Below are 25,644 nucleotides of genomic sequence, written 5' to 3'. Positions count from 1 at the left end.
ATGAGAAAATTATTTATTTATTGTTTCGGAATTGTGTTGTTCTTTGGAAGTTGTGAAGATAAGAAAAAGGCTTCCGAAATAAACAACGAAATTGCAACTGAACCCGTAAGTTATCCGGACGAAAAAGAAATTGAGCCAAAAGCTGAAGTTGAAACAGGCGAAGTAGCAGAATTTCCGAAAATAACCAATGAAAATGTAGTTTCATTTTTAACCGAATACGGAAATAAAAACCCTGAAACCAAGGTTTTAATCACGACCCGATTTGGCGATATTGAAATTGAACTTTTTGAAGACACACCACTACACCGCGCAAATTTTATCTATTTAGTGAAGCAGCACTATTTTGACGAAACGTTTTTTCACCGTGTGGTCCCTAATTTTATAATTCAAGCTGGCAATAGCGATCTTACATCAACTCAAAAAAAGCGCGCAGAACTTGGGAAAGAATACTTGCTGCCTGCGGAAATAATCCCTGGGCGAAATCACGAATATGGAACGGTTTCGGGCGCAAAAGAATACCGCGAAAACCCAGATAACAGAACGGCTCCGTATGAATTTTTTATCTTCCTCGGTCCAAAATCTTCAACCACACATTTAAATGGAAAATACACCATCTTCGGAAAAGTAACCAAAGGAATGGATGTGGTAGAAGAAATTTCAAAAGAGAAAGCCGATGACGGCGATTGGCCGTTGAACAATATTTATATTAGTGCGAAGGTTTTGGAATAAAGAAACGATAAACTTTTAATCCCCAATTTTTTAGTGCTTATAATTGGTTATATTTATTATAAAATATATTTTAAATGGAACAAATTAGTGAAGTACTTTTGTTCGCTGATTTTGTAGCAAAAAAATATGAAGAAGATATTTTGCAGAAAGGAATTGCATCTTTAGCTTCAAATTCTAAAACCTACAGTTTTTTAAAAGATGAAGAGGATTTATATACTGTGCATGATTTGAAAGCAGTGTATAAATGAAAAAAGCGATATTGTTCTTATATCTTTTCCCTTTACTGATCTTTCAGGCAGCAAAAACCGTCCGGCAATAATTTTGGCAGTTTCAGCTTTTAGATATGACAGTAGCTTTTGTTTCAACTCAATTAAAATGGAAAGAATCTACCGATGTAGAAATTCAACCAAATAATCTTAATGGTTTAAAGAGAGAATCGCTTATTCGATTATCTAAAATAGCTACGTTAGACAAGGAAATGGCTCTTGAGTTACTCGGAGCTGTCGACAAAGAAAAATTAGAAGAAATCAATACTAATCTCTTGAAGATTTTCGGACTAGTTTAAATAACTGTTTATATATTAATGGTCTACGATTTTTAAATTATAACTCATCCTTCCTATAAATTGTTGGCAACGAGAGATTAAAATAAACTGCCAGCAAACGAACTATAAAGACGACGGAGCCAGAAATTATAACTATAAAATCTAATGGCATTGGAGTTTTCAAAAGTAAAAAGTACGCTGAAGCGCCTAAAATGCAGGCGGTGGCATAAATTTCTTTTCTAAAAACAATGGGAATTTCATTACAAAGTATATCGCGAATTACACCGCCAAAACAAGCTGTTATCGTTCCTAGGGCAATGCAAATAATAGGATGAAAACCTGCCGCAATCCCCTTTTCTACACCTACAATTGTATAGAAAGTTATTCCTATTGTATCAAACAAAAATAGGGAACGGCGTATGTACCCCAATCTTTTTCTGAAAACGACAGCAAAAACGGTAGAACCAAAAATAACGTACACATAAGTTAAATCGCGCATCCACGCTACATTTGCACCTATCAAAATATCGCGCAGGGTTCCACCACCAATTGCGGCTACAAAGGCAATTATTAAAATGCCGAAGGGATCCAATCGTTTATTGAGTGCAGTTAACACACCCGAAATGGCGAACGCAATGGTTCCTAAAATATCTATTAGTAATATTAGTTTCACATGTTTTGTGTAAAATAGTTATAATCTTTAATTATTGTATCTATAAACTTTACGGGGGTTTCTTCAAGTTTTACGTCCATTACCGCTGCCGCTTTTACAGCCAGTTTAAGTATTACTTTATGGTTTCTGTTTTGTTGTGCTTCGGTAAAAATATTTTTAATAGTTTGTATTTCAGCATCACTAAAAACGGTTACCTGTTGATAGGTTGGCTCGTAATTTTCTGGAAGAGTGGTTAGTAATATTTCCGAAAAATTAATTTGTTGCTTTTCAGTGATAACCGTAGTAACAGCAGCCATATCGCCCAAGCGTTGCCCTTTCCCGTTTAAAAGAATAGTAACCACTGCTAACCCGCCACTGGTAGCGGTAATGTCAATAATTCGCAATAACCAGCGCAATAAATAATTAGAGAACGCAGGTTTAGAACCGTCTGTTTTTACCACCCGCAAATTCATTAATGCTTTTCCGGGACTTCGTCCATTCCAAAGCATTTCCCACAACAAATGGTATAAAAATAACGGCAATCCAATAGTTAGTCCAACAATCATAAAATAATCGTCAGACAAATTAACATTTGTAAAAATTAATATAATAACAAAAACATAAAAACCCATAATTAAACTATCCAGCAGATAAGCCAGAATACGATCGCCAACGCCTGCAACGTTTTGAAGAATGTTAACATTTTGGGCAGTTTCTATTTGAAAATTATCCATTAAATATGTTTCTTTGAGCAAAAGTACTGCACAATATGCGCGAAGCCGCTTTTGCGAAGCAAAATAAGGATAAATGGTTAAAGTTTGAAAGGGTTCTTCGGAATAATATTCAAATGAATCCCGACGAACTAAGCACACTTTACATAGAAGTTACTGACCACCTTAGCTATGCCCGAACTTTCTACCCCAATAGTAATACTTTAAAATACCTAAATGGGCTTTCCATTTTAGCGCATCAAAAAATATATAAAACCAAACGCGAGTCCCGAACTAGATTTATTACTTTTTATACACAGGAATTTCCACTATTCTTTTCGCAATATCATAAACAGCTGCTTATTGCTTTGATTGTTTTTTTACTTTTTTCGGTAATTGGCGCATATTCTGCAGCAACGGACGGAAGTTTTGTTCGACTTATTTTGGGCGACGGCTACGTAAATATGACTTTGGCCAATATTGATAAAGGCGACCCAATGGCCGTTTACAAAGAAATGGGCGCGTTAAATATGTTTCTCGGAATTACAATCAATAATATTAAAGTTGCACTGTACGCCTTTGTTTATGGGTTGTTTTTAAGCCTCGGAACAATTTACATTATTATGCGCAATGCCATCATGCTTGGCTCTTTTCAGTATTTCTTTTACGAAAAAGGATTGCTGTGGGAATCTGCACGCACCATTTGGATTCACGGAACAATTGAAATTTCAGTAATTATAATTGCAGCTTGCGCCGGACTTGTTTTGGGCAATAGCATACTGTTTCCGGGTACTTACACGCGTTTGCAATCTTTTGTTCGCGGCGCAAAAGACGGACTTAAAATTCTGCTAAGCACCATTCCATTTTTTATTATCGCAGGATTTTTAGAAGGATTTGTTACCCGTCATACCGAAATGCCCGATTGGTTAGCCATTTTAATAATTGCAAGTTCGTTATTTCTAATTATTTATTACTACGTTTTATACCCATTAAAACTGAAAAGGAAACTTCAAAAAACTTAAATATTGACGCAACCGAAAGCGTATAAAACACACCAAACAACAAAACCTCACCGAATCTATATATAATGAACGAAACAATAAATTTTAAAAAACAACGCGAACTTGGAAGCATACTAACAGACATTTTCAAATTTATACGCTTAAACTGGAAATTGCTTTTTGAATTAATTATTAAAATCGCAGGCCCTGCGCTGCTTATTATGCTAGTTGGTTTCATCTTTTATTTGCAATCATTTGTAGGCGGAATGGGAATGATTGAAACCGTTGGCGCATTTGAAGATTTTTCAACAAATATAATCCTGTCCTTTTTGGTTTTAATGCTGGCGGGGGTTGTTTATTATGCCTTGCTGAACGGCGTGGTACTTCATTTTATAAAATCGTATATAAAAAACGGCGGTGTAGTAAATAGAGATGAAGTTATACAAGGCGTAAAAAATGATTTTTGGAAATTAATTGGTACCAGTTTTCTCGTTGCAATCATAGTTTTTGTCGGTGCCATGTTTTGCGTAATTCCCGGAATTTATTTGGGTGTTGCGCTTTCAATTGCCTTTGCTGTTGTGGTTTTTGAAAACAAAGATGTTGCAGATTCAATAAGTTATTGTTTCAATTTAATTAGAGGCGAATGGTGGGCAACCTTTGCAACGCTTTTTGTAACCGGCCTTCTTTACTATATTATTAATATTGTATTTCAGGTGCCGCAATACATTTATTTTTTCATAAAAGCCTTTACGGGAAGTCAAGAAATTTCTGCCGATCCTTCGTCTATGTTTGACGGAGTTTATCTTTTGCTATCTACCATTGGAATGATTTTTCAATATCTGCTTTATACAATTATCGTAATTTGTTCGGCCTTTATTTATTTCAATTTAAATGAAAAAAAGAACTTTTCTGGAACCATTGAAGCCATTGATTCCCTGGGGAAAAACGATTAAAAAATATGCGTAAATCGGTTTTCATTTTGCTCTTTTTGTTGTGTGCTGTTTTCAGTTATGCCACACCTGTATTGCAAGACTGCATTGCCGAAAAAATAGAAAAGGAAGTACAGTACGATAAAACCAAAAACCTAATTCCGCCAATTTTTAGCAGTGAAACTATTAAAAAATATAAAAGCGAAAAAGCGTTCGATTATACAGAACATCCAGTTACCGAAAATTGGTGGACGCAATTTAAAACGTGGGTTTGGCAACTGTGGTTAAAATTCTGGCATTGGTTGTTCGGCGATTTTGAAGCAGGAGGATTTATTTCGTTTTTAGTGCATATGTTCCCCTATCTTATCGTTTTCGCCATGTTGGTTTTCGCTATTTGGCTGTTTTACAAATTGAATCCGGGAGCTACATTTTTTAAATCGAAAGAAAAACCCGGCGTTTTCTTTTCAGAGGAAGAAGAAATAATAAAAAGCAAAAACATTAAAAAATTAATAGAAAAGGCTTTGGCAAAGAAAGATTACAGGCTCGCCGTACGCTACTACTATTTGCTAATTCTGAAAAAATTAACCGACGCCGAACTTATAAATTACGAATTCGATAAAACGAATAGCGAATATTTTACTGAAATAACTTCCGAAGAAATCAATCTAGGCTTTCGAAAAGTTACCACTTTGTACGATTATATTTGGTACGGCAATTTCGCAGTAACCGAAGAAGATTATCTAAAAGCACAAAAAGCTTTCGTTTCATTAGAAAACCAAATGCCCAAAAACATTGACTAAAACGCAAAAAATATTTCTCTTTGTTTTCCTGCTCGTGCTGGCAGGTTTGGTGTATGCTGAAGCCACCAAACCGCAGCCTGTAAACTGGTTTCCCAGTTATAGTAAAGAAGATAAAATTCCGTTAGGCACCTATGTTTTGCACGATTTGTTGCAAGATGCTTTCGACGAAAAATTTGTTGAAAAAGATGCCCCGCCTTTTGAAACTTTGCAACAAAACAATTTGCACGGCACCTATCTTTTTATCAATAACCACATAGGTTTCGACAAGGTAGAGCTAGATTCGTTAATGCACTGGGCCGAAGCGGGAAACACGGTGTTTATTTCGGCAAATTATTTGGGTGAAAAGTTACTCGATACACTAAATTTAAAAATAGAAACCGAGGTTAACGTCGAAAAAATTGGCACCGAGCCTTTGGTAAAATTGGTAAACAAAAGGTATGCTTCGCAAAAACCATTTCACATTAAAAAAAATTTTCCGGTTCGCTATTTTTCTGAAATAGATACACTTTCACAAACGGTTTTAGGTGTGTCGGGAGGTTTCATAAATTCGTTAAAAATTAAGGAGCCGCACGTAAACTTTATAAAAGCTCCGATGGGAAAAGGGCAGTTTTTACTGCATTTACAACCCGAAGTTTTTTCAAACTTCTTTATTCTTTCTGAAGAAAATGCAACGCATACCGCCCAAATTTTTTCATATTTAAACAATGACGAAATAATTTATTGGGACAATTATTACAAAACCGGCAAACGCATTGATATTTCACCCTTGCGGGTTTTATTGAATAACAAATACTTTAAATGGGCTTATTATTTTGTGCTACTTGGCGTGTTGCTTTTTATCATTTTTGAAGGAAGACGGAAACAACGCAGCATCCCGATCGTGCAACCGTTAACAAACAAAACCTACGAATATACACGCACCATTGCAGGCATGTATTTAGACAAAAAAGAATATAAATTAGTTGCCGAAAAACAGATTGCACTTTTCATGGAATTTATTCGAACCCGTTTGCGAGTGCCAACCGAAAAGGTAAACAAACGATTTTATAAAACAGTTGCCGAACGCAGCGGAAACACTCGCGAGGAAACTTTAAAGCTGTTTACATTTATAGAACAATTGCAAAATAAAAGCAACACGAGCCAAGACGAATTGCTGAAACTCTATCAAGAAATTAAAGAATTTAAAAAGAAAACCGATGGAAAATCCTGAAGAATACAACAACGATTTACACTTTAACAACCGCATTCCGTTAGAGGAATTGAAGGAGGCAGTTAACAATATAAAAACCCAACTTTCCAAAATAATAATTGGGCAGGAAGATTTTATTGAACTGTTAATTGTAGGTCTATTAACAAACGGCCACGTGCTTATTGAAGGGGTGCCGGGAATTGCAAAAACCATTACCGCTAAACTTTTTGCAAAAACGTTGAAAACAGATTTTAGCAGAATTCAGTTTACGCCTGATTTAATGCCAAGTGACGTATTAGGAACTTCAGTTTTAAATATGAAAACTTCGGAATTTGAATTTAAAAAAGGGCCCATTTTTTCGAATGTAATTTTAATTGATGAAATTAACAGAGCCCCTGCCAAAACCCAAGCCGCACTTTTTGAAGTAATGGAAGAACGACAAATTACAATGGACGGCGAACGCCATATAATGGAATATCCGTTTATTGTTTTAGCCACGCAAAATCCAGTAGAACAGGAAGGAACATACGCCTTGCCAGAAGCGCAATTAGACCGATTTCTTTTCAAAATAAAAGTGGGTTATCCTTCTTTGGAAGATGAAATTAACATTCTAAAAACGCATCACGAACGCAAAAATAAAAATGCCGAAAATGCAATTGAAGGTGTTTTATCGCCCGAAACATTACGAACATTCCGCGCGCAAGTGCAGGAAGTTTTAATTGAAGAAAAAATATTTACATACATCGCGCAATTAGTAGATAAAACCCGAAACCATCCACATTTATTTTTGGGCGGTTCGCCACGGGCATCCCTCGCAATTATGAATGCTTCAAAAGCGTACGCCGCCATTAACGGTCGCGATTTTGTTACGCCAGACGACGTTAAAAAAACCTTGGCCCCCGTGCTTCGCCATAGATTAATCCTTTCACCAGAACGCGAAATGGAAGGAATGACGCCCGAAACGGTAATCGATATTATTAGCCAATCCATTGAAATACCCCGATAAGTGATTAAATTTCTAAAATCGTTCTATTTAACCCCGCGCTTTTTTTACGTAATGGCAGGACTTGCTGTGCTGTTTCTGTTTTCGTATTGGTGGCAGTGGTTATTTGGGGTTACGTGGATTTTAGTTTTAATATTTGCCGTTTTTATTTTATTGGAAATAATGATGGTTTTCAGTAAAAATAGTTTGGAAGGCGAACGTATTTTACCCGAAAAATTTTCAAACAGCGACAATAATATTGTTTCGGTTCTGCTAATAAATAAATATCCGTTTCAAATTGATGTTGGAATTATTGACGAATTGCCCGTTCAATTTCAGAAGCGAGATTTTTTTAAAGTTATTTCTATCGTCGGAAAAAACAAAAACACGTTTCAGTACGAAGTGCGGCCAGTTGAACGTGGCGAATACATTTTTGGAAATTTGAATTGTTATGTTACTTCGGCAATTGGGTTGGTGCGAAAACGATATACTTTCAACAAAGAGCAAATGGTGAAGGTTTACCCATCGTTTATTCAAATGAAAAAGTACGATTTTTTGGCCACAGACAATCGACTTTCGCATATTGGTTTGAAAAAAATAAGACGCATTGGCCACACAATGGAATTTGAACAAATAAAGGACTATGTTGCTGGAGACGATGTACGCACCGTAAACTGGAAAGCAACTGGAAAGCGCGGACAATTGATGGTAAATCAATATCAGGACGAAAAAATGCAGCCTATTTATTCTATTATAGATACGAGTCGCGTAATGAAAATGCCTTTTAATGGCTTGAAATTATTAGACTATGCGTTAAATAGTTCGCTGGCATTTTCAAACATTGCTTTAAAGAAAAACGATAAAGTGGGGTTGGTAGATTTCTCAAATAAATCTGGACACTTTTTGCCAGCACAAGCAAAAAAAACATATTTAAATAATATTCTCGAAGCACTGTATAACATAGATACCAAGTTTTTAGATGCAGATTATGGCGTTTTGCAATCTTTGGTAAATCGAAGAATTACGCATCGAAGTTTGTTGATGCTTTATACAAATTTTGAACATATTTCAGCACTTCACCGGCAGTTGCCTTACTTGCTTGCCATCGCTAAAAAGCATGTTTTGGTAGTCATTTTTTTTGAAAATACTGAATTGAAAAGTTTGACTTCTTTAGAAGCTAAAAACATTTCCAACATTGTAGATCAAACAATCGCAAATCAATTTGAGTTCGACAAAAAGGTGATGGTTCGCGAGTTGCAACAACGCGGCATTCAAACAATATTAACCGCACCCGAAGATCTTACAGTAAGTACAATTAATAAGTATTTGGAAATAAAAGCGCGCGGTTTACTTTAAATTACCAAATAGATTATTCTGATTAAATATATATTTTTACATAAATATAATTTACAATGACAATCACCCAACTTAAATATGTTTTGGCCGTTGCCGAGCATCAAAATTTTACAAAGGCTGCTGAAAAAACTTTTGTTACTCAGCCTACGCTCAGCATGCAAATTCAAAAACTGGAAGACGAATTGGAAATTCAAATTTTTGACAGAACTAAAAAGCCTATTGAGCTTACAAGTGTTGGGGAAAAAATTGTGGAACAGGCGCGTAATATTGTCAATGAGTCGGAGCGTATGCAAGATGTTGTAGATCAAGAAAAGGGATTTATTGGTGGTGCGTTTAAGTTGGGAATTATTCCCACGATTATGCCAACGCTACTACCAATGTTTTTGAAGAGTTTTGCAAATAGATATCCCAAAGTAAATTTAAAAATAGAAGAATTAAATACCGATGAAATAATTGTAAAAATTAACGAAGGATATTTAGACGCCGCCATTGCAGCAACGCCACTGGGGCAGGATAAGATAAAAGAAAGACCTTTGTATTACGAACCTTTCGTGGGCTATATTCCAGAAAATCATCGCTTGGCGTTAAAAGATAAATTGGAAGTGGGCGATTTAGATATTGATGACATTTTATTATTAGAAGACGGCCACTGCTTTCGCGATGGAATTATAAATCTTTGTAAAGCGACTAAGAATGTTACTAGTGAAAAGTTTCAACTGGAAAGTGGAAGTTTTGAAACGCTAGTAAAGTTAGCAAACGAAGGCCTGGGAATGACGCTGCTTCCCTATTTGCACACTTTAGATGTTGATTCGGCATTCAAAAAAAATCTTAAATACTTTAAAGAACCCTCGCCCGCGCGCGAAGTAAGCCTAATTTACAGCAAAAGTGAGTTGAAAATGCAGATTATTAATGCGCTTCACGATTCAATTTCGGGAGTAATTCGTGGTGCTATTGCCTTTCAGGATGTAAAAATAATCAGCCCTACTAAAAAGTAATTAGTGAAAACTATCAATAAAAAAATTTAAAACAAAAACCGATTAACTAAAAAATCCCCCTGATTTCTCAGAGGGATTTTTTTATGTGTTTAATAAAATGAGACATTGGTTTAGTTGTGGATTCTGTTTTATAAGAGAATCTACCCAGAGTTTTAGTTCTTCTATTTCATAGGGAAGCAATCTGGTTAACGCTTTTTTTAATTCTTTACAGAAGAGATTAACATCAAAACTTACTTTTGCAAGTACAGCTTTGGTGTAATCAAACATCGCTCTTGCCATAGCTATTTTAGATTTAATTAGTTAAAAGTGAAGTAGCTTTGTACAATAGGCAATCTTTTTTATTTATTACGATTTAAATATAACGATTAATTGGGTAATAAGCACATGAGTTACCAGTTTCAAGGTGTTAAAGGTTTGTTAAACCCACGGATTTCCTCGAAACCCCTTATAGATAATGGTTTTAAAATTATCGTTTTTTTAGTGTCCATTCAAACTCAAACTTTGAAACTATTTCGCCAGTAGAATCTCTACCCTCAGCTTTCATCCAAACGGTTTGACCTTCACCAGTTGCAATTGCACTTTCTATAGCTTTATCTACCAACGCACCATCTGCACAATTAAAAAATATTCTTCCTTTGGCTTTTTTCGTGAAACTACCTTTATTATTAGCTACTAGCATGGAAATATTTATATCTCTTTCCTTAATTTTCGCCATTACCAAGGCACCGGTACTTAATTCTGCTGCCATTCCTTGTACTGCCCAAAACATCGAGTTAAACGGGTTTTGATTTATCCAACGATGCTTCACAGTGCTTGTGCACTCAGTTTCCGAAATAGCTTTCAACCGTACTCCAGTAAAGTATGCCGAAGGTAATTTAAATAATAAAAAAGTGTTGATTTTACTTGGGCTCAGTTTCATTTTTGTCTAAATATTTTACGAAGATATTCAATAAATAGATGACTTCCTATTTGTTAAATTTATGTTAATTATAGTACTATGCGTAACATACTACTGTCTTTTAGACATATATTTGCATAAGAAATTATCAAGCAATGGAAACTACAACGTCACAAATGTCTGCCAAGGAGGCGGAAAATCAAAAAAACACAAGTACGTTTATACACTTGTCAACTTTTTTAAAATACTTTTTCCCTTTTGCCAATTTTATTGCTCCGCTCTTAATATGGACTTTCAATAAAAATAAAGTATTTGTAGATGAGCATGGCAAACAAGCGATCAATTTTCAGTTGAGCACATTGGTATACACTATTTTAATTGGATTAATCTGTCTGCCATTCATAATCATTTTTGCAACCGATTTTATTTCACTTATTGAAACCATCGATCGCAATGGGGGAGAATTTACATTTGGTACTATTAAAAATCTCTCTGGATATATGCTGTTGTTTGGAATAGCTATTTTACTGTTTCTAGTCTTGTTTATTTTTGAACTTTACGCGGTAATTAATGCTTCCATTCACGCATCGCGTGGCCAATTGTACCAATACCCATTTTGCATACCTTTTATAAAAACCAACCTTAAAAACCCAGTTGAAAATGAGCACATTAATTAGTTATTTATTGGCTGCCATTTTACAGTTTATTGGCGCAAGTATGCCTACGGAACAGGAAACTGTTAGTGCATTGAATCATCAACAATGTATAGAATCCAACGGTTTGGCGCCTTATTCATTCATCATTAATAACGAACAAAAGTTCAAAAAACAAGTAAACGAAAAATTATGAAATGCGTTAATGCCAAATTCTTTAATAAAAGAAAGACAACAAGCTACTTCTATTTGATCGTTAAAAAAACAATTTAAGACAAATGAAAATCGAAAACACAAAAGCACAGATGCGAAAAGGAGTTTTAGAGTTCTGCATCCTTTCCGTTTTAAAAGATGGTGAGGCATACACGTCAGACATTCTTGAAACGCTTAAAGACGCAAAAATGCTTGTCGTGGAAGGCACCATTTACCCGCTGCTCACAAGGCTAAAAAATGCGGGATTGCTTTCTTACCGTTGGGAAGAATCTACCGGCGGACCACCACGCAAGTATTATGAACTTACCGAAAAGGGCAGACTATTTTTAACAGAATTGAACGGTACCTGGAACGAATTGCAACAGGCCGTAACCATTGTAACCAGCGAAAAAAATACAAAATGAACAAGACAGTAAACATAAATTTGGCAGGCACTTCATTTCATATAGACGAAGATGCCTTTGGAAAACTTTCGCGCTATCTGGACGCCATTCGAAAATCGCTTAAAGGCGCCCACGGAAGCGAAGAAATAATGCAGGATATTGAAGCGCGTATTGCCGAACTTTTTTCCGAAAAGATTGAAAGCCCAACGCAAGTGGTTACACTTATAACGCTAGACCAAGTTATTGCAGTTATGGGCCAGCCCGAAGATTACGAAGTTGACGACGAAATTTTTGAGGATGTTCCGCCTACTTCAAAAACCTACGCAAAATCGCGCGGAAATGCAAGACACAAACAGCTTTTTAGAGATGTTGATAACAAGTACATCTCTGGGGTATCGTCTGGATTAGGACACTATTTTGGTATCGATGCTATCTGGGTTCGACTTATTTGGATACTTCTGGTATTTGCTGGATTCGGATCGCCTATTTTGGTATATATTATATTGTGGGTGCTGGTTCCTCCAGCACTTACAACTTCAGATAAGCTGAAAATGACGGGGGAACCCATAAATATTTCGAACATTGAACGAAAATTTAAGGAAGGTTTCAACACGGTGGCAGATAAAGTAAAAAACGCAGATTACAACAAATTCGAAAAAGATGTTAAATCTGGAACTTCAAGTTTTTTTGACGGCTTGGGAAACGTAATTAAAACACTATTTATGGTGTTTGCAAAATTTATTGGCGTACTTATAATTATAGTTTCACTTTCAACAATAATTGGATTGGTAGTAGGGTTTTTCACCTTCGGCTCCATCGATTTTTGGGGTAATAATACAATTGTAGATAATTTTGCAATGGTTGATGTTACAAATGTTCCTATTTGGCTATTAGCCCTATTAGGCCTTTTCGCTATTGGAATACCGTTTTTCGCATTATTTATTCTAGGCTTAAAACTCTTAATTAGTAACCTTAAATCAATGAGCCCCACAGTAAAAATATTACTAATTGTGGTTTGGGCATTATCGGTTATTGGCTTGGCCGTTTTAGGTATAAAACAAGCTACTGAACAAGCATACGACGGAAATTATATTGAAGAACAAACCCTAGCCGTTCGCACCGGAGATACGTTACACATTAATATGCGTGCCGACAAGCAGTTTAGCTACGACGTGAGACGAGATGGTGGTTTAGAATTAAAATACAACAAAGACGACAAAAGAGTTATTTATTCAACTAATATATCGCTCCTTGTTAAATCTACGAAAGATTCTATAGGCAAAATTGTTATTGAAAAAGCTGCTGAAGGAAACAACAATCTCGATGCTAAAAAACGCGCTGAAGCTATTGAATACAGCTATAATTATGATAATAATAATTTAATACTCGACGGGTTTTTCATTACAGATACGTCAAATAAATACCGCGATCAGCAAATTGAAGTAACAATTTATGTACCTGTGGGAACTGTTGTTTATTCCGAAGAAAACACAACTTCATATTACAGTTACAATTCAAATTTTAAAAAATTAAACGATTGGGACAATCAGGCGCATTACTTCAGAATTTTAAAAAACGAAGTAGCGTGTTTGGATTGCAAAGAAATAATAAAATCCACTGAAAAAACAGACTCTTTGGAAGCATTAAACCCCGAAAAAAGTACCGATAGCATTCAGACTATTCAGGAAAATACGTGGGAAGAAAAAGTAAATGCTGGTTTTGAAAACTAAAACATCAATAATTTACTAGTAAAAGAATAATTTATTTTTCCTTAAACTAATAACCAAAACAAAGAATATGAAAGCAACAAGTTTTATTTTCGCAATAGGCGTGACACTATTGCTTACTGCATGTAATTTTAATATAGGAGAAAATGGCAACGGAAACGTTGTTACCGAAGAACGCGAAGTAACGGCAGATTTTACCGAAGTGCGTGGAAGTACGGGTTTGGAAGTCTACCTAACCCAAGGAGCTGAAAACAAAATTGTAGTAGAAGCTGATGAAAACCTATTACAGTATATTGAAACCGATATTGAAGATGGCAAACTGCACATAAAAACCTCGCAAAACATTGGCCGATCAAAATCGAAAAAAGTACACGTTACTTATACTGAACTAACCAATATTGAAGCCAGCAGCGGTGCTGAAGTTATTGGAAATTCAGTTATAAAAAGTCAGAATTTAAGGCTTAGAAGCAGCAGTGGCTCAGAATTAAAAGTTGAAGTTTTTGCACAGGATTTAACAGCAAAAAGCAGCAGCGGTTCAGATTTGGAAATTTTAGGAAAAGCAACTTCCTTAAATGCAGACGCCTCCAGCGGAAGCGAAATAAATGCTAAAAATCTTTTGATTGTAAATTGTAAAGCCGAAGCTTCCAGCGGAGCAGAAGTAACTGTCAATGTGAAAGAAACTTTAGAAACCAATGCGAGCAGTGGAGGCGAAATTAACTACTATGGCAACCCCACATCGGTAAATTCAAATAAAAGCAGCTCTGGGAGTGTAAACAAAATGTAAAGCTATCGACATTCTTATTTTTTGAAATAGCTCTCAAAATGCTAAAAAGGCTTAACAGTTTCCTAAAACTCTGTTAGGTCTTTTGCCATTTATAATAATTTTAAGAGGTTTTCTTTATTAATATTTCATCTTTAAGGCAAACAAAAAAAATAAAAAATATTATGAAAAGAATACTAGTATTATTAGCAATAGTTGTATTTGCATCATGCAGTTCTGACGACGATTCGGGAAATGCAAACACAACCGAATTTGAAGATATAAAAACCGTATTGCCACAAGGTGATTGGATGATAAGTAAATTAATTGAAGGCGAATCAGACCATACTTCTGCTTTTGAAAGTATTGAATTCACTTTTAACCAAGACGGTACTGTAATCGCGCAAACCGATCTTTTTACTGAAAACGGAACATGGGCTTACGACAATTCTTCCAGTAGTGAAGAGTTGGTGCTTCAGTTTAGTGAAATGACTCCTTTCGATGAAATTAATGATGATTGGGAAATTGTTTCTGTAAGCAATGTGAAAATTGAACTTTCAGACATTAGTGGCGGCGATGGCGATATTGAATTGTTGACGTTTACGAAACTATAACCAATTTATTGTTAACAGAAAAAGCCGCTTCATCAGCGGCTTTTTTTAATAATTTATGGTTGGTTACGCAGTAACTTCGGTTTCAATAGTAGCCAAATAACGTTCGGCATCCAACGCTGCCATACAACCGGTTCCCGCTGCCGTAACCGCTTGACGATATTCTTTATCTTGAACGTCGCCGCTCGCAAATATACCGGGTTTATTGGTTTTTGTAGATTTACCTTGGGTAATTACGTAACCCGTTTCATCCATATCTAACTGACCTTTGAAAATATCAGTATTTGGTTTGTGACCAATTGCAATAAACAAACCTGTTATTTCAATCTCTTTTTTTTCACCTGTTTGATTGTTTACCATTCTTAGCCCTTCAACTACCGTATCACCAATAACCTCATCCACTTCTGTATTGTAAAGCACTTCCAAATTTTTGGTATTATTTACACGGTGCTGCATTGCTTTTGAAGCGCGCATATAATCTTTACGTACAAGCATTGTAACTTTGTTACAAATATTTGAAAGATATGTAGCTTCTTCTGCAGCAGTATCTCCTGCCCCAACAATTGCTACGTCTTGTCCTTTGTAGAAGAAACCGTCGCAAACTGCACAAGCAGATACGCCACCTCCGCGTAATTTTTGCTCGCTGGGAATACCTAGGTATTTTGCTGTGGCTCCAGTAGAAATAATAACAGTTTCTGCTTCTAGGGTTGTACTATTATCAACGGTAATTTTATGGATTCCGCCAACTACATCGCTAAACTCAACGTTGGTAACCATACCAATACGCACTTCTGTTCCAAAACGTTCGGCTTGTTGCTGCAACTGTACCATCATTGTTGGGCCGTCAATTCCGTCGGGGTAGCCTGGAAAATTGTCCACCTCGGTAGTAGTCGTTAATTGTCCTCCGGGTTCCATTCCCGTGTACACAACAGGTTTTAAATCTGCACGTGCAGCGTAAATAGCAGCAGTATATCCTGCTGGTCCTGAGCCAATAATAAGGCACTTTATTCTTTCAATAGTTTCGCTCATGATATAATTTTCAATAGTTTTTTCGAATTGCAAAAATAGCAACTTTCAAAAGAATGCCATTCTAAAAGTTATGAAGATTTATAATCAAGTCATTAATATTAATTATTAAGCTAATTTATTTGTAATAAGTGCGCGCATTTTTTTCGCACTTTTTCAAATTCAAAGGGGTTGTCTTCAATTTCTTTATTCCAAAACGGAATCATTTCAGAAAATTTTTGCTGCCACGTTTTAGTCTTTGCTTTTTCTGGAAAAGCATCATGAAGTAAACCAATCATAATATGAACCGCAGTAGAGGCTCCCGGAGACGCGCCGAGTAACGCAGTAATTCTTCCCTTTTTGCTGTGAACAACTTCGGTGCCAAATTCTAAAGTACCACCTTCCTCTTCATCTCTTTTAATAATTTGAACGCGTTGTCCCGCAATTCTTAAATCCCAATCTTCGCTTTTGGCATTCTTCACAAATTTGCGCAATTCATTCATTCGGTCTTCATGAGTCATTCGTATTTGCTTCACCAAATATGTGGTTAGCGGAATATTGTGCCAAAACACACCCCACATAGCAGGTATATTGTCCCATTTTATACTTTTAAAAAGATCTAAATACGAACCTTCCTTTAAAAATTTAGTGCTAAACCCCGCAAATGGTCCAAACAAGAGCTCGCGTTTTCCATCAATATAACGAGTGTCTAAATGAGGCACACTCATGGGTGGTGCATCAACGCCCGCTTTTCCATAAACTTTGGCGTGATGTTGTTCTATTGTTTCTCTATTGTTACAAATAAGCCATTGACCGCTTACAGGGAAACCTCCATAACCATCCTTTTCGTGGATCTCTACTTTTTGTAACAGGGAGAGTGCGCCACCACCGGCTCCAATAAAAACGTGCTCGGCATCGCAATTTATTTTCTCTTTAGTTTCAAGATTTTTTATTTCTACCAACCAGTCTACACCGTCTGTTGGGTCAATGTCTTCAACTTCAAAATTTGTATAAACTGGAGTATCGAATTTCTCTTCAAGAATTTTAAAAATTAAATGTGTAAGTTTCTCAAAATTAATTTCAGTTCCCAATTCCATTCTAGTGGCAGCAACGCTTTCGGAATCTACTCTATCGGCCATTATAATTGGAAACCATTTGGCGAGTGTTTCTGGGTCTTCGGAAAACTGCATTTCCTGAAACATTATATGTTTTTTCATTTCGGAATATCGCTTTCGTAAAAACGCTACATTTTCTTCGCCTTTAACAAAACTGTGGTGCGGTACAGGGTGAATAAATTCTTTCGCGTTTTCAATGAAATTATTTTCTACCAGATATGCCCAAAACTGTTTTGATTGTTCAAATTGTGTACATATTTGAATTGCTTTTGAAACATCTATATTTCCATTCTTTTGCTGGGGAGAATAGTTGAGTTCGCAAAATGCAGAGTGACCGGTGCCAGCGTTATTCCAGGCCGCTGAGCTTTCGAGTGCAACATCTTCTAGCCGCTCTAAAATTAAAATTTTTTGAGAAGAATCAATTAGTTTAAGCATAAGCGCTAGAGTGGCGCTCATTATGCCACCTCCTACACAAATTAAATTGTATTCTTTACTGAAGGCTGATTTTGCTTTCATAATGTCTTGGACTTTATTCAAAATTACACAATCGCAAAAAGCTTGACCCTTAAAGTATTATTAATACTGATTAAAAACTGCAAATTGCTTTTGAAAATATAATAGTATTTGATTAAAATGAATTTGCCAAACCTGATTAATTGATTATTTTTGCCCTTCAAAATTTAATCTTGAATTACCAGTTGTGCTTAATCGAAAAGCACTATTAAAAACATCAATCGGGATGTAGCACTTCGACAGGCTCAGTATAAACTGCGCTACTTGAAGGTTCTCGAAATAAAATTACCAGTTGTGCTTAATCGAAAAGCACTATTAAAAACATCAATCGGGATGTAGCGCAGCCTGGTAGCGTACACGTCTGGGGGGCGTGGGGTCGCAAGTTCAAATCTTGTCATCCCGACCAAGTCAAAACCAATTGACACCAAAACCCTGTAAATCCTATGATTTACAGGGTTTTATCTTTTTTAGGCCATAAGAGAAAATGCTTAATTTTGATATAAAATCATTATAAATGATACCTAATCGGTTACCCTTTTTTTAAAACCTAAAAATGCGGAAGCCCTGATTTGACCTTCGTTTTCAAACATTTGTTCAACTTGAAAACGGAAATATCATGAGAAATTCGGTTACCTTTTCGGTAATGTTCTTACCAAGATTCGAAAAAGAATCCAAAGGAAAATCACCTTTGTACGTTCGAATAACTACAAATGGCAAAAGAACCCTCTTCAGCCTAAAACGAAAATTTACCACTACCCTGTGGGATGAAACAAAATCAAGATTAAAAGGCTCAAGTATTGAAGCTTTCCAAATCAATAAGTACTTAGACCAAGTTTATGTTGATATCAATGAAGCCTATCGTGAGCTTCTAAAAGAAAAAAAACTAATCACACCCCTATCGGTTAAAGCTCGTTATCTAGGCGAAGATGATATTAATAAAACCTTACTCCAGTTGAGCGCGTATCATAACTTAAATATGAAATCCGTATTAAAACATGGGACTTTAAAAAACTATTTCACTACCGAAACATACATAAAGAGATTCCTCCAGATCGAACGTAAAACCGAAGACATTTATCTGGAACACCTCAACTATGCCTTTATCATTGATTTTGAAAATTTCCTTAGAAAAAATGTAGCTCAATTACAATCAAGACCCTTGACCAATAACGGTGTAATGAAGCATCTGGAAAGACTAAAAAAACTCCTTAATCTAGCGCTGAGATTAGAATGGATTGAGCGCGACCCATTCGCAAAATTCTCCCTAAAATTCATCAAAACGGAGCGCCACTTCTTAACTCAGCCTGAAATAGAGAAAATTTTAAAATTCCATTCAGAAAAGAGTTATTTAAACAAAACCAGGGATATATTCATCTTTGCCTGTTACACTGGCCTATCTTACATAGATGTAAAAAACCTAAAGAAAGCCAATATCGTGAAAGGTATTGACGGAAATGATTGGATCTACACCTCTCGCCAAAAAACCGACCAAACAGTAAAAATTCCAATCTTAAGTATAGCAGAACAGATTATCGAAAAATATAAAAACGAAATGAAATCACAAGATAGACTCTTACCAGTATTTTCAAATCAAAAGCTTAATTCCTATTTAAAAGAGATTATGGTACAATTAAAAATAAACAAAAGCCTTTCTTTTCATTGTGCCCGGCATACATTCGCCACCACGGTTACACTAAGCAATGGCGTGCCTATCGAAACCGTCTCAAAACTTTTAGGCCACTCTAAGTTATCCACTACACAGGTTTATGCTAGGGTTCTTGAAAAGAGAATTAGTGATGATATCGGTAATCTCAGGAGTGTACTACAAAAACAAGAATTATCTAAAAATAAAACAGGATAAGTTAAAATTGTTTATAAAATAGTATCTGCCAACTTTTGCACCCCAATGCTATTAATATTTGGCAAATATTTCATTTTTTGCCAAACCTTAATATATTAACAATAAAGTAAAGTGTTTATTATAATAAACATTTATTAGTTTTTTATTATATTTGTGTATTATAATAAACCATATAATGATTGACGCAGTTACAATTCGGGAAGTAAAAGTACAGCTCGGTGAGCTTTGTAAACAGCAAAGACAGAGATACAAAATATCCCAGGAAGACCTTGCACAAGAACTAGGCCTCTCGCGCTATACCATTCAGAAATTTGAAAATGGTAAAAATGCAACCCTAGATACAGTGCTTAAAATTGCCAATCATTTCAATTTGTTAGAAAAATTATATCAAGCATTAAAAGACTTGGAAAACACTAATGATATAAACTCATTATATTAAGAATGGCTAAAAATAATCTCATAGAAGTCATTTTGTTCGGGCTGGAAATAGGCAAAATGGGCTATGATGTAGACAAACGGACTTCCTATTTTCAGTACAATCCAGACTTCTTGGAGTCCAATCAATACACAAATATTTTTCCATATATCTTCAAACGTATAAAACCGGTTCAGCTGTTCACAAATTTTGAAGGCGAAACGTTTCGAGGCCTCCCTCCTATGATTGCAGATTCCCTACCTGATATGTTTGGTAATATTATTTTCAAGGAATGGTTTGAAGCTAAGAATAAGGAGTTTCAAAAAATCACTCCCTTGGAACAATTAACCTATGTTTCTAATAGAGGAATGGGAGCTTTAGAATATCGCCCGGTGGCTGAAATACCAAAATCAACAACCATAGATATAACCGAAATAGTTCAAATATTAAATAAAGTGTTGGATTTAAAAAATGAAACTGCAGGAAAAGAATTGAGTGATCTTGCCCTGTTGAACATTTTTAAAATTGGTACCTCTGCCGGGGGAGCCAGACCTAAAATCCTAATTTCGGAAGATAAAAAAACTGGAGCTATTATTCCTGGCGATATGGAATATAGCAATGATTACAATCATTATTTGGTAAAACTCTGTCTCAATGGGGAAGACGAAAAAGAGTACAATAAAGAAAAAATAGAATACGCCTACTATTTGATGGCACAAAAGGCTGGAATCCAAATGATGCCTTCAAAATTGATAGAAAACAAGCATTTCGCAACCCTGCGTTATGATAGACAATATGGAGAGAAACAACACGTTTTAACGGCTTCCGGCCTAACGGGATGGGATTTTAAAAAACCTGAAAATGCTAGTTACGAAAACATCTTCAAACTGGCGTTGGATCTTCAAGTGCCCTATAAGGACATTCAAGAACTGTTTAAAAGAATGGTGTTCAATATCGTATTTGCGAATATTGACGATCACTTAAAAAACCACAGTTTTATATATAATAAAAATACAGATTCCTGGAATTTGGCTCCGGCTTATGACCTAACATATCCTTTAAACATCAATCTCAATTACACAAATATTGCCAGAGCATTGTCTATAAACAATAAACGAAACAACATTGCCTTGGCAGATATAATGACCATTGTTGAAACACATGCCATAAAAAACCCCAAAGGCATTATCAATGAGGTTCAAGCTATAATAGTTGATTGGAAAGATATTACCACAAATTTGGATATACCAAAAAGAGTTAGTAAAGCTATTGAAAAAGAGTTTTTACAGATAATATAAAAGATAGTATTTTTAATTTGAGAGAATACTAAATAGAATAATCTTTACAACTAAATACGCAATACACCTTAAGCTAAAATCTAACAATCCAATTTCCAATTGTTCATTGATAATTGTTCATGCTAATTGTTCATTGATAATTGAAAAAAACCGGGGAGAATACCAAATATAAAGGTTTTTGATTAATAGAACCGCTATCTATCTCATTTTTAGAAGATACCCAAAAAAGAAAGCTGCGTAAAGCGGCTTATACGGATCTTTTTTTTTTAAATTAGGGATTGTGCAACGGTTACCCTTGTTGGCTAACGTATTTAATTCTGCTAAAGTCAATCATTGAAAAATAATTGATAAAAAAGCAGAATAAAATTTAACAATCCCACAATTACATTAATCACTGTTGCTCTATTGTTAAGCCGAGAATTTTTAAAATTCAATTTGTTTGCTTTCAAGTTAGATTTCGCAAGTTTTATCTCAAGTTGAGATTTAATGAAATCAGCATTTGGCTTTATGTCCCAATCAGTATATTCCTTTATTGAAGGATCGGCTTTATACTCACCTGATTGGGTGATTAATGCTGTTATCCTTACTTTCTTTAAAACTTGTTCTTTATCTCCATAAACTATGTCTTTACCAAGCACCTTCTTCATTGCCCAGCCAACCCTACAATATCCGTTATTATCGTCGTGAATGTGTGACTTTATTTTATTGATAATTTTATCAACCTCCTCATCAGTCATAATAAAAAAAGAGTTGCTCATAATTTAATTTTGTTATACCTAAAGAAACGTTTCTGTCAGTTAAATATGTTTGCCAACTTATTTATACTCCCAACTTTATTAGGTTTATACCTCCAATCGAGCTGGTCAATCATAAGTTATAAAATTTTTTCTTTGTGTAGTTTCCAAATATAAAACAAAAACAAACCCACCCATTACGGAAAACCATAAGAGTGGGTTTTTAAATTGGGGAGAATACCAAATATAAAGTTTTTTAATAAATACAACCGCTATCTATTTCATTTGTAGAAGTTACCCAAAAAACAAAGCCTCACAAAGCGGGTTATATTTGTTCGGTTTTTAAAAATTAAGGATGTGTGCAGGGGTTACGGGTGTTGTGGGCTTAGTTTTTTAGTTTGTTAATTAGCCTGTCTTCATATTTTTCATAATCCTGACTGCAATAAAAAGGCACATCATTATAATCATCAGAATTCAAAACTGAATAGTATCCACAATCAACACCAAATGTATTTTTAACTTTTTTGGCTAATTCTTTAGTCATATCTTCTCTTTGAAATAGACTACGAGAATCTGAGAATTCATAGGGGAAACAAAGGTATTTTCCTTCCCTATTTATTTCAATTCTTTCCTTATTAATTAGCGCTCTTGATAAATCACTAAGACTATCGTAAATCCATAACCAACAACCCCCAAATTCGCCTCGTTCAATTTCTTGGTAATTGTTTTCAACTTCTTTTACCAATAAAGTAAAAAGTTTGTAAATTTTATTGTCCCTTTCTTCATCTGGATTTATGTAAACAGACAAATCAATTGTACTCTTAATTATCTCTTTTCTTTCTTGGCTAGGCTCTAAAATTGATTTGATTTTTTCAATTTGTTCTGTATAAAAAATGAATTTAAATGGCGAATGACCATTTCTGTCAAATATTACTAAAATATCGCATAAAATTAATTTGGCTTCCATTTCCGTTTTAACTATAACTCCAATATCTGAAATCCCTTCTTCTAATATTTCTAATCCTGGAAAATCTTCAACTTCTGAGACGATTCCATATTCCTCCAACTCTTTCTCAAAATCTATTAAACTTTTATTATATGGGTATCTCCATTCTCTTTCGTGTGTCCAATCGATTTTTTTGAATGATGATGGATTATATGTTACATATCTATACTGTTCAATCATTGGTAAAACAGATTGATCAATCATTCTTTCACCTTTTTTTGTTTTATAAATGTTCAGTTCGTTAGTGCTCAACCCATAAATTACAGGTCTAGCCCCAATTTTATATAATTCTGATTTTAGAAAGGATAAACCATAAGAACTAATAGCTTGTCCTTGCTTTTCTCTTTTAGATGAAGTTTCCAGAAAAGCAGCCAATGGCATTTCAGTAAAACAAATTGCAGGCCTATTTCCATAAATAGTCCGATTATTATTTCTTATTGACCAAGTTGCAAAAATTTTATTATGTCTTATTGCAGCTCTTAATAAAAAGAAGGGATTATATACATTGTCTTCTGCTATATGATCGAATCCCCAGTTTTCAGGAAAAATAACATAATCTTTACTATGAGTATCAACCTCTCTAAAAAAGTGAATTAACCTATCTGATAAGTCATATCTTTTTGTATTTTTCATTAATTCGAAAAGATTTTTAAATTAAGCCCAACTTGTTTATATCCGCTACATTATTTCCCTTTAACTTCCAATCTGGCAAGGTAAGCGCTAGTTTTAGAAAATAAACTACTTTTATTTTGTACCCCTATTGGATAGGGCGGACAAAGTGAGCCACTTGCGGCGGATGAAAGTGAGCATAGCAAAGTAAGTGCTCAAAATCGATTCATTTGTGGTTAAATTTAATATTTATTTTTCATTTTTTTGCGCATCGATTCCCCTTTGATATCTATTCTGTGCGCATTATGTACAAGACGGTCCAAAATGGCATCTGCAATGGTCTGTTCCCCTATGATTTCATGCCAGGCTTCCACTGGTAATTGGGAGGCTATAATTATACTGTGCTCACCATGTCGGTCCTCAATGATTTCCATAAAGGAATGTCTGTTCAGGGCATCCAGGGCATTAAGGCCAAAGTCATCCAAAATGAGGAGATCCTGTTTTTCCAGTTTATTGATCTGCTTTAAATAAGACCCATCTGCTTTTGATGTCTTGAGCATGGTAAAGAGTTTGTTGGTATTGTAGTACATAACCTTAAATCCCAATGAACAGGCCTGGTGCCCAATGGCCGATGCCATATAGCTTTTTCCGGCACCGGTACTTCCCGTAATAAGTATGTTCTGTTTTTGCCGTATAAAATCACAGCTCGCAAAGCGCTGTATCTGGTTTTTGTCCAGTGCTCTCGAGGCGTCAAAATCTATGGCCTCCATTACCGCACTGTACCTAAAGCGTGCGGCCTTTGTCATCCGCTCTATTTTTCGGTTTTGGCGGTCATCCCATTCACTTTGGATGAGATATGCTACGAGTTCATCTCCGGTATAGGTTATGCTCTGTGGCGAAAGACTGCTGTCAAAGGCCCTGTGCATACCGTATAGCCTTAACTGTTTCATGTGTTCCAATGTCTGTGTGTTCATAGTTTTTTGGTTTTAATTTATTTATAATAATGGCTCCCCCTGATGTTATCATGGTGCGGGATATTGGTCTGTTCCTCGGTGCCCTCATCTAGGGTGTCCCATCCATTTTTAAGGATACGCTCTATGATGTTATAATTGTACGCGCCATAATCCAGGGCGCGCTTACAGGCATTGTCCAGCCGGGTATTGCCTACCTTTTTGGTGAGGTGCAATATGCCCAGGCACGATTTATAGGATTGCTCGGGATGTTGTTTCTTTTCCAGTATATGGATGATCAGCAACTTGCAGTGGACACCTATCTGCGACGCCCAGGCAATGAACTTTTCACTGCTCCACTCGCTGATAAAGCGGTGGTGGGAGGGCATATGTTCCTTTATTGTGCTGTATCCATATTTCTGTCTTGCCCTTGGATGGACCGTAAGCAGTTCGTGCTGGCAGTAGATCTCTATTTCGCTATCTGAGTAGACCACTTTTACGCGCTTGCCTATATGCTGATAGGGCAGGCTATAATAGTGCTTGTCCTTGCTAAAATAAATATGGCTATTTTTATGGACCGTCGCATTGGCGTAGCGTTTGATCTCATAGCGCTGGGCGGGCAAGGGCCTGAGCTGGTGCTTTTCAATCTCTTCGAATAACGAATGGCGGGAATATTCACGTCCCCTAAAAGATGTACTGTTATGGATTTTTAGAAGCTCCAGTATGGCCTTGTTCAGGGCGGCCTTGGTATGGAAGGTCTGGTTACGCAATGGCGCAAAGACACGGGTGTATATTATGCGCACTGCGTTCTCAACGATGGCCTTGTCCCTGGGCCTGTAGGCCCTGGTGGGAAGTACCGCCGTTTCATAGTGCTCGGCAAAATCTACAAAGGTCTCGTTTACCTTGGGCTCATAACGGCTGCTCTTGGTGACCGCCGCCCTTAGGTTATCGGGCACCAGGGCCTGTGGTACGCCGCCATAGAACCAGAGAGCGTTTTCCACACAGC

General features: G+C 35.8%; 29 protein-coding genes and 1 tRNA gene. 20 read left to right on the top strand and 10 right to left on the bottom strand.

The genetic code is table 11. The features are described from left to right. The 3 genes from K8089_RS04615 (at position 1) to K8089_RS04605 (ending at position 1,294) form a co-directional block, all read left to right on the top strand. Positions 1–729, top strand: coding sequence for a peptidylprolyl isomerase (locus K8089_RS04615; protein ID WP_237602113.1), 729 nt, complete (start codon positions 1–3; stop codon positions 727–729). Between the two features lie 74 nt (positions 730–803). Next, entirely contained in the window at positions 804–977 is a 174-nt protein-coding gene (locus K8089_RS04610; RefSeq protein WP_237602112.1) for a hypothetical protein, read from the top strand. A gap of 95 nt (positions 978–1,072) precedes the next feature. Then, a complete protein-coding gene (locus K8089_RS04605) occupies positions 1,073–1,294 on the top strand; it encodes a type II toxin-antitoxin system PemK/MazF family toxin (RefSeq protein ID WP_237602111.1) in 222 nt (73 codons plus the stop codon). Positions 1,295–1,331: 37 nt separating this feature from the next. Here K8089_RS04605 and K8089_RS04600 read toward each other — a convergent pair whose 3' ends face one another. After that, positions 1,332–1,946: a trimeric intracellular cation channel family protein gene (locus K8089_RS04600; RefSeq protein ID WP_237602110.1), complete on the bottom strand. Its 615-nt coding sequence runs from the start codon at positions 1,944–1,946 to the stop codon at positions 1,332–1,334. Beyond that, a complete protein-coding gene (locus K8089_RS04595; RefSeq protein ID WP_237602109.1) occupies positions 1,943–2,659 on the bottom strand; it encodes an RDD family protein in 717 nt (238 codons plus the stop codon). The genes K8089_RS04600 and K8089_RS04595 overlap by 4 nt, the downstream gene beginning before the upstream one ends. A gap of 35 nt (positions 2,660–2,694) precedes the next feature. On the opposite strand from K8089_RS04595, the gene K8089_RS04590 reads away from it, so the two are divergent. From K8089_RS04590 to K8089_RS04560, 7 genes are all read left to right on the top strand, one after another. Next, positions 2,695–3,657 (top strand): stage II sporulation protein M, encoded by a 963-nt coding sequence (locus tag K8089_RS04590; protein WP_237602108.1) that lies wholly within the window; start codon positions 2,695–2,697, stop codon positions 3,655–3,657. 65 nt (positions 3,658–3,722) lie between these two features. Next, on the top strand, positions 3,723–4,589 hold the full coding sequence (locus tag K8089_RS04585; protein ID WP_237602107.1) for a hypothetical protein: 867 nt from the start codon (positions 3,723–3,725) through the stop codon (positions 4,587–4,589). Positions 4,590–4,594: 5 nt separating this feature from the next. Continuing rightward, positions 4,595–5,365: a DUF4129 domain-containing protein gene (locus K8089_RS04580; protein ID WP_237602106.1), complete on the top strand. Its 771-nt coding sequence runs from the start codon at positions 4,595–4,597 to the stop codon at positions 5,363–5,365. Continuing rightward, positions 5,358–6,575 carry a DUF4350 domain-containing protein gene (locus K8089_RS04575; RefSeq protein WP_237602105.1) on the top strand — a complete coding sequence of 406 codons (1,218 nt, stop codon included), beginning with the start codon at positions 5,358–5,360 and terminating at the stop codon, positions 6,573–6,575. Before K8089_RS04580 ends, K8089_RS04575 begins: the two co-directional genes overlap by 8 nt. After that, a complete protein-coding gene (locus K8089_RS04570; RefSeq protein WP_237602104.1) occupies positions 6,562–7,560 on the top strand; it encodes an AAA family ATPase in 999 nt (332 codons plus the stop codon). The genes K8089_RS04575 and K8089_RS04570 overlap by 14 nt, the downstream gene beginning before the upstream one ends. Continuing rightward, a complete protein-coding gene (locus tag K8089_RS04565; protein WP_237602103.1) occupies positions 7,561–8,892 on the top strand; it encodes a DUF58 domain-containing protein in 1,332 nt (443 codons plus the stop codon). Positions 8,893–8,948: 56 nt separating this feature from the next. Beyond that, positions 8,949–9,887, top strand: coding sequence for a LysR family transcriptional regulator (locus K8089_RS04560; protein ID WP_237602102.1), 939 nt, complete (start codon positions 8,949–8,951; stop codon positions 9,885–9,887). Positions 9,888–9,968: 81 nt separating this feature from the next. On the opposite strand, the gene K8089_RS04555 is transcribed toward K8089_RS04560, so the two are convergent. Both K8089_RS04555 and K8089_RS04550 read right to left on the bottom strand, forming a co-directional pair. Next, on the bottom strand, positions 9,969–10,166 hold the full coding sequence (locus K8089_RS04555) for a hypothetical protein (protein ID WP_237602101.1): 198 nt from the start codon (positions 10,164–10,166) through the stop codon (positions 9,969–9,971). A gap of 187 nt (positions 10,167–10,353) precedes the next feature. Beyond that, on the bottom strand, positions 10,354–10,806 hold the full coding sequence (locus K8089_RS04550; protein ID WP_237602100.1) for a DUF4442 domain-containing protein: 453 nt from the start codon (positions 10,804–10,806) through the stop codon (positions 10,354–10,356). Between the two features lie 134 nt (positions 10,807–10,940). On the opposite strand from K8089_RS04550, the gene K8089_RS04545 reads away from it, so the two are divergent. The 6 genes from K8089_RS04545 to K8089_RS04520 all read left to right on the top strand — a co-directional run bounded on the left by K8089_RS04545 (position 10,941) and on the right by K8089_RS04520 (position 15,135). Then, a complete protein-coding gene (locus K8089_RS04545) occupies positions 10,941–11,462 on the top strand; it encodes a DUF4870 domain-containing protein (protein WP_237602099.1) in 522 nt (173 codons plus the stop codon). Further along, positions 11,446–11,634, top strand: a complete 189-nt coding sequence (locus K8089_RS04540; RefSeq protein WP_237602098.1) for a hypothetical protein — start codon at positions 11,446–11,448, stop codon at positions 11,632–11,634. The genes K8089_RS04545 and K8089_RS04540 overlap by 17 nt, the downstream gene beginning before the upstream one ends. A gap of 82 nt (positions 11,635–11,716) precedes the next feature. Then, the gene (locus K8089_RS04535; RefSeq protein ID WP_237602097.1) at positions 11,717–12,055 is read left to right on the top strand and encodes a PadR family transcriptional regulator; all 339 of its coding nucleotides are present in this window, start codon (positions 11,717–11,719) and stop codon (positions 12,053–12,055) included. Continuing rightward, positions 12,052–13,764 (top strand): PspC domain-containing protein, encoded by a 1,713-nt coding sequence (locus K8089_RS04530; RefSeq protein ID WP_237602096.1) that lies wholly within the window; start codon positions 12,052–12,054, stop codon positions 13,762–13,764. Before K8089_RS04535 ends, K8089_RS04530 begins: the two co-directional genes overlap by 4 nt. A 67-nt stretch (positions 13,765–13,831) precedes the next feature. Next, positions 13,832–14,545 carry a head GIN domain-containing protein gene (locus K8089_RS04525; protein ID WP_237602095.1) on the top strand — a complete coding sequence of 238 codons (714 nt, stop codon included), beginning with the start codon at positions 13,832–13,834 and terminating at the stop codon, positions 14,543–14,545. 161 nt (positions 14,546–14,706) lie between these two features. Next, the gene (locus K8089_RS04520) at positions 14,707–15,135 is read left to right on the top strand and encodes a hypothetical protein (RefSeq protein ID WP_237602094.1); all 429 of its coding nucleotides are present in this window, start codon (positions 14,707–14,709) and stop codon (positions 15,133–15,135) included. Between the two features lie 63 nt (positions 15,136–15,198). Here the strand turns inward: K8089_RS04520 and trxB are convergent, their stop codons facing one another. Both trxB and mqo read right to left on the bottom strand, forming a co-directional pair. Then, positions 15,199–16,161: a thioredoxin-disulfide reductase gene (trxB, locus tag K8089_RS04515; protein WP_237602093.1), complete on the bottom strand. Its 963-nt coding sequence runs from the start codon at positions 16,159–16,161 to the stop codon at positions 15,199–15,201. Between the two features lie 110 nt (positions 16,162–16,271). Next, on the bottom strand, positions 16,272–17,789 hold the full coding sequence (gene mqo, locus K8089_RS04510) for a malate dehydrogenase (quinone) (protein WP_338149236.1): 1,518 nt from the start codon (positions 17,787–17,789) through the stop codon (positions 16,272–16,274). Positions 17,790–18,094: 305 nt separating this feature from the next. On the opposite strand from mqo, the gene K8089_RS04505 reads away from it, so the two are divergent. The 4 genes from K8089_RS04505 (at position 18,095) to K8089_RS04490 (ending at position 21,339) form a co-directional block, all read left to right on the top strand. After that, a tRNA-Pro gene (locus tag K8089_RS04505) sits at positions 18,095–18,171 on the top strand. A 210-nt stretch (positions 18,172–18,381) separates the two neighbouring features. Continuing rightward, a complete protein-coding gene (locus K8089_RS04500; protein ID WP_237602091.1) occupies positions 18,382–19,626 on the top strand; it encodes a site-specific integrase in 1,245 nt (414 codons plus the stop codon). Positions 19,627–19,801: 175 nt separating this feature from the next. Continuing rightward, positions 19,802–20,065, top strand: a complete 264-nt coding sequence (locus tag K8089_RS04495; RefSeq protein ID WP_237602090.1) for a helix-turn-helix domain-containing protein — start codon at positions 19,802–19,804, stop codon at positions 20,063–20,065. A 2-nt stretch (positions 20,066–20,067) separates the two neighbouring features. Next, positions 20,068–21,339, top strand: a complete 1,272-nt coding sequence (locus K8089_RS04490; RefSeq protein ID WP_237602089.1) for a type II toxin-antitoxin system HipA family toxin — start codon at positions 20,068–20,070, stop codon at positions 21,337–21,339. A gap of 326 nt (positions 21,340–21,665) precedes the next feature. Here K8089_RS04490 and K8089_RS04485 read toward each other — a convergent pair whose 3' ends face one another. The 4 genes from K8089_RS04485 to K8089_RS04470 form a co-directional block, all read right to left on the bottom strand. Continuing rightward, on the bottom strand, positions 21,666–22,097 hold the full coding sequence (locus K8089_RS04485; protein WP_237602088.1) for a hypothetical protein: 432 nt from the start codon (positions 22,095–22,097) through the stop codon (positions 21,666–21,668). A gap of 361 nt (positions 22,098–22,458) precedes the next feature. Then, positions 22,459–23,712 (bottom strand): DUF4427 domain-containing protein, encoded by a 1,254-nt coding sequence (locus tag K8089_RS04480; protein ID WP_237602087.1) that lies wholly within the window; start codon positions 23,710–23,712, stop codon positions 22,459–22,461. Between the two features lie 218 nt (positions 23,713–23,930). Further along, positions 23,931–24,662 (bottom strand): IS21-like element helper ATPase IstB, encoded by a 732-nt coding sequence (istB, locus tag K8089_RS04475; protein ID WP_237602086.1) that lies wholly within the window; start codon positions 24,660–24,662, stop codon positions 23,931–23,933. A 17-nt stretch (positions 24,663–24,679) separates the two neighbouring features. Further along, positions 24,680–25,639 (bottom strand): Mu transposase domain-containing protein, encoded by a 960-nt coding sequence (locus tag K8089_RS04470; protein WP_237602085.1) that lies wholly within the window; start codon positions 25,637–25,639, stop codon positions 24,680–24,682. Positions 25,640–25,644: the final 5 nt, after the last annotated feature.

Origin of the sequence: Aequorivita vitellina, from assembly GCF_022008365.1 — a bacterium.
In the GTDB taxonomy this organism is placed as follows: Bacteria; Bacteroidota; Bacteroidia; order Flavobacteriales; family Flavobacteriaceae; genus Aequorivita; species Aequorivita vitellina.
Note: the sequence above shows the minus strand (reverse complement) of the source record. Positions and strands in the feature narration are given on the sequence as shown.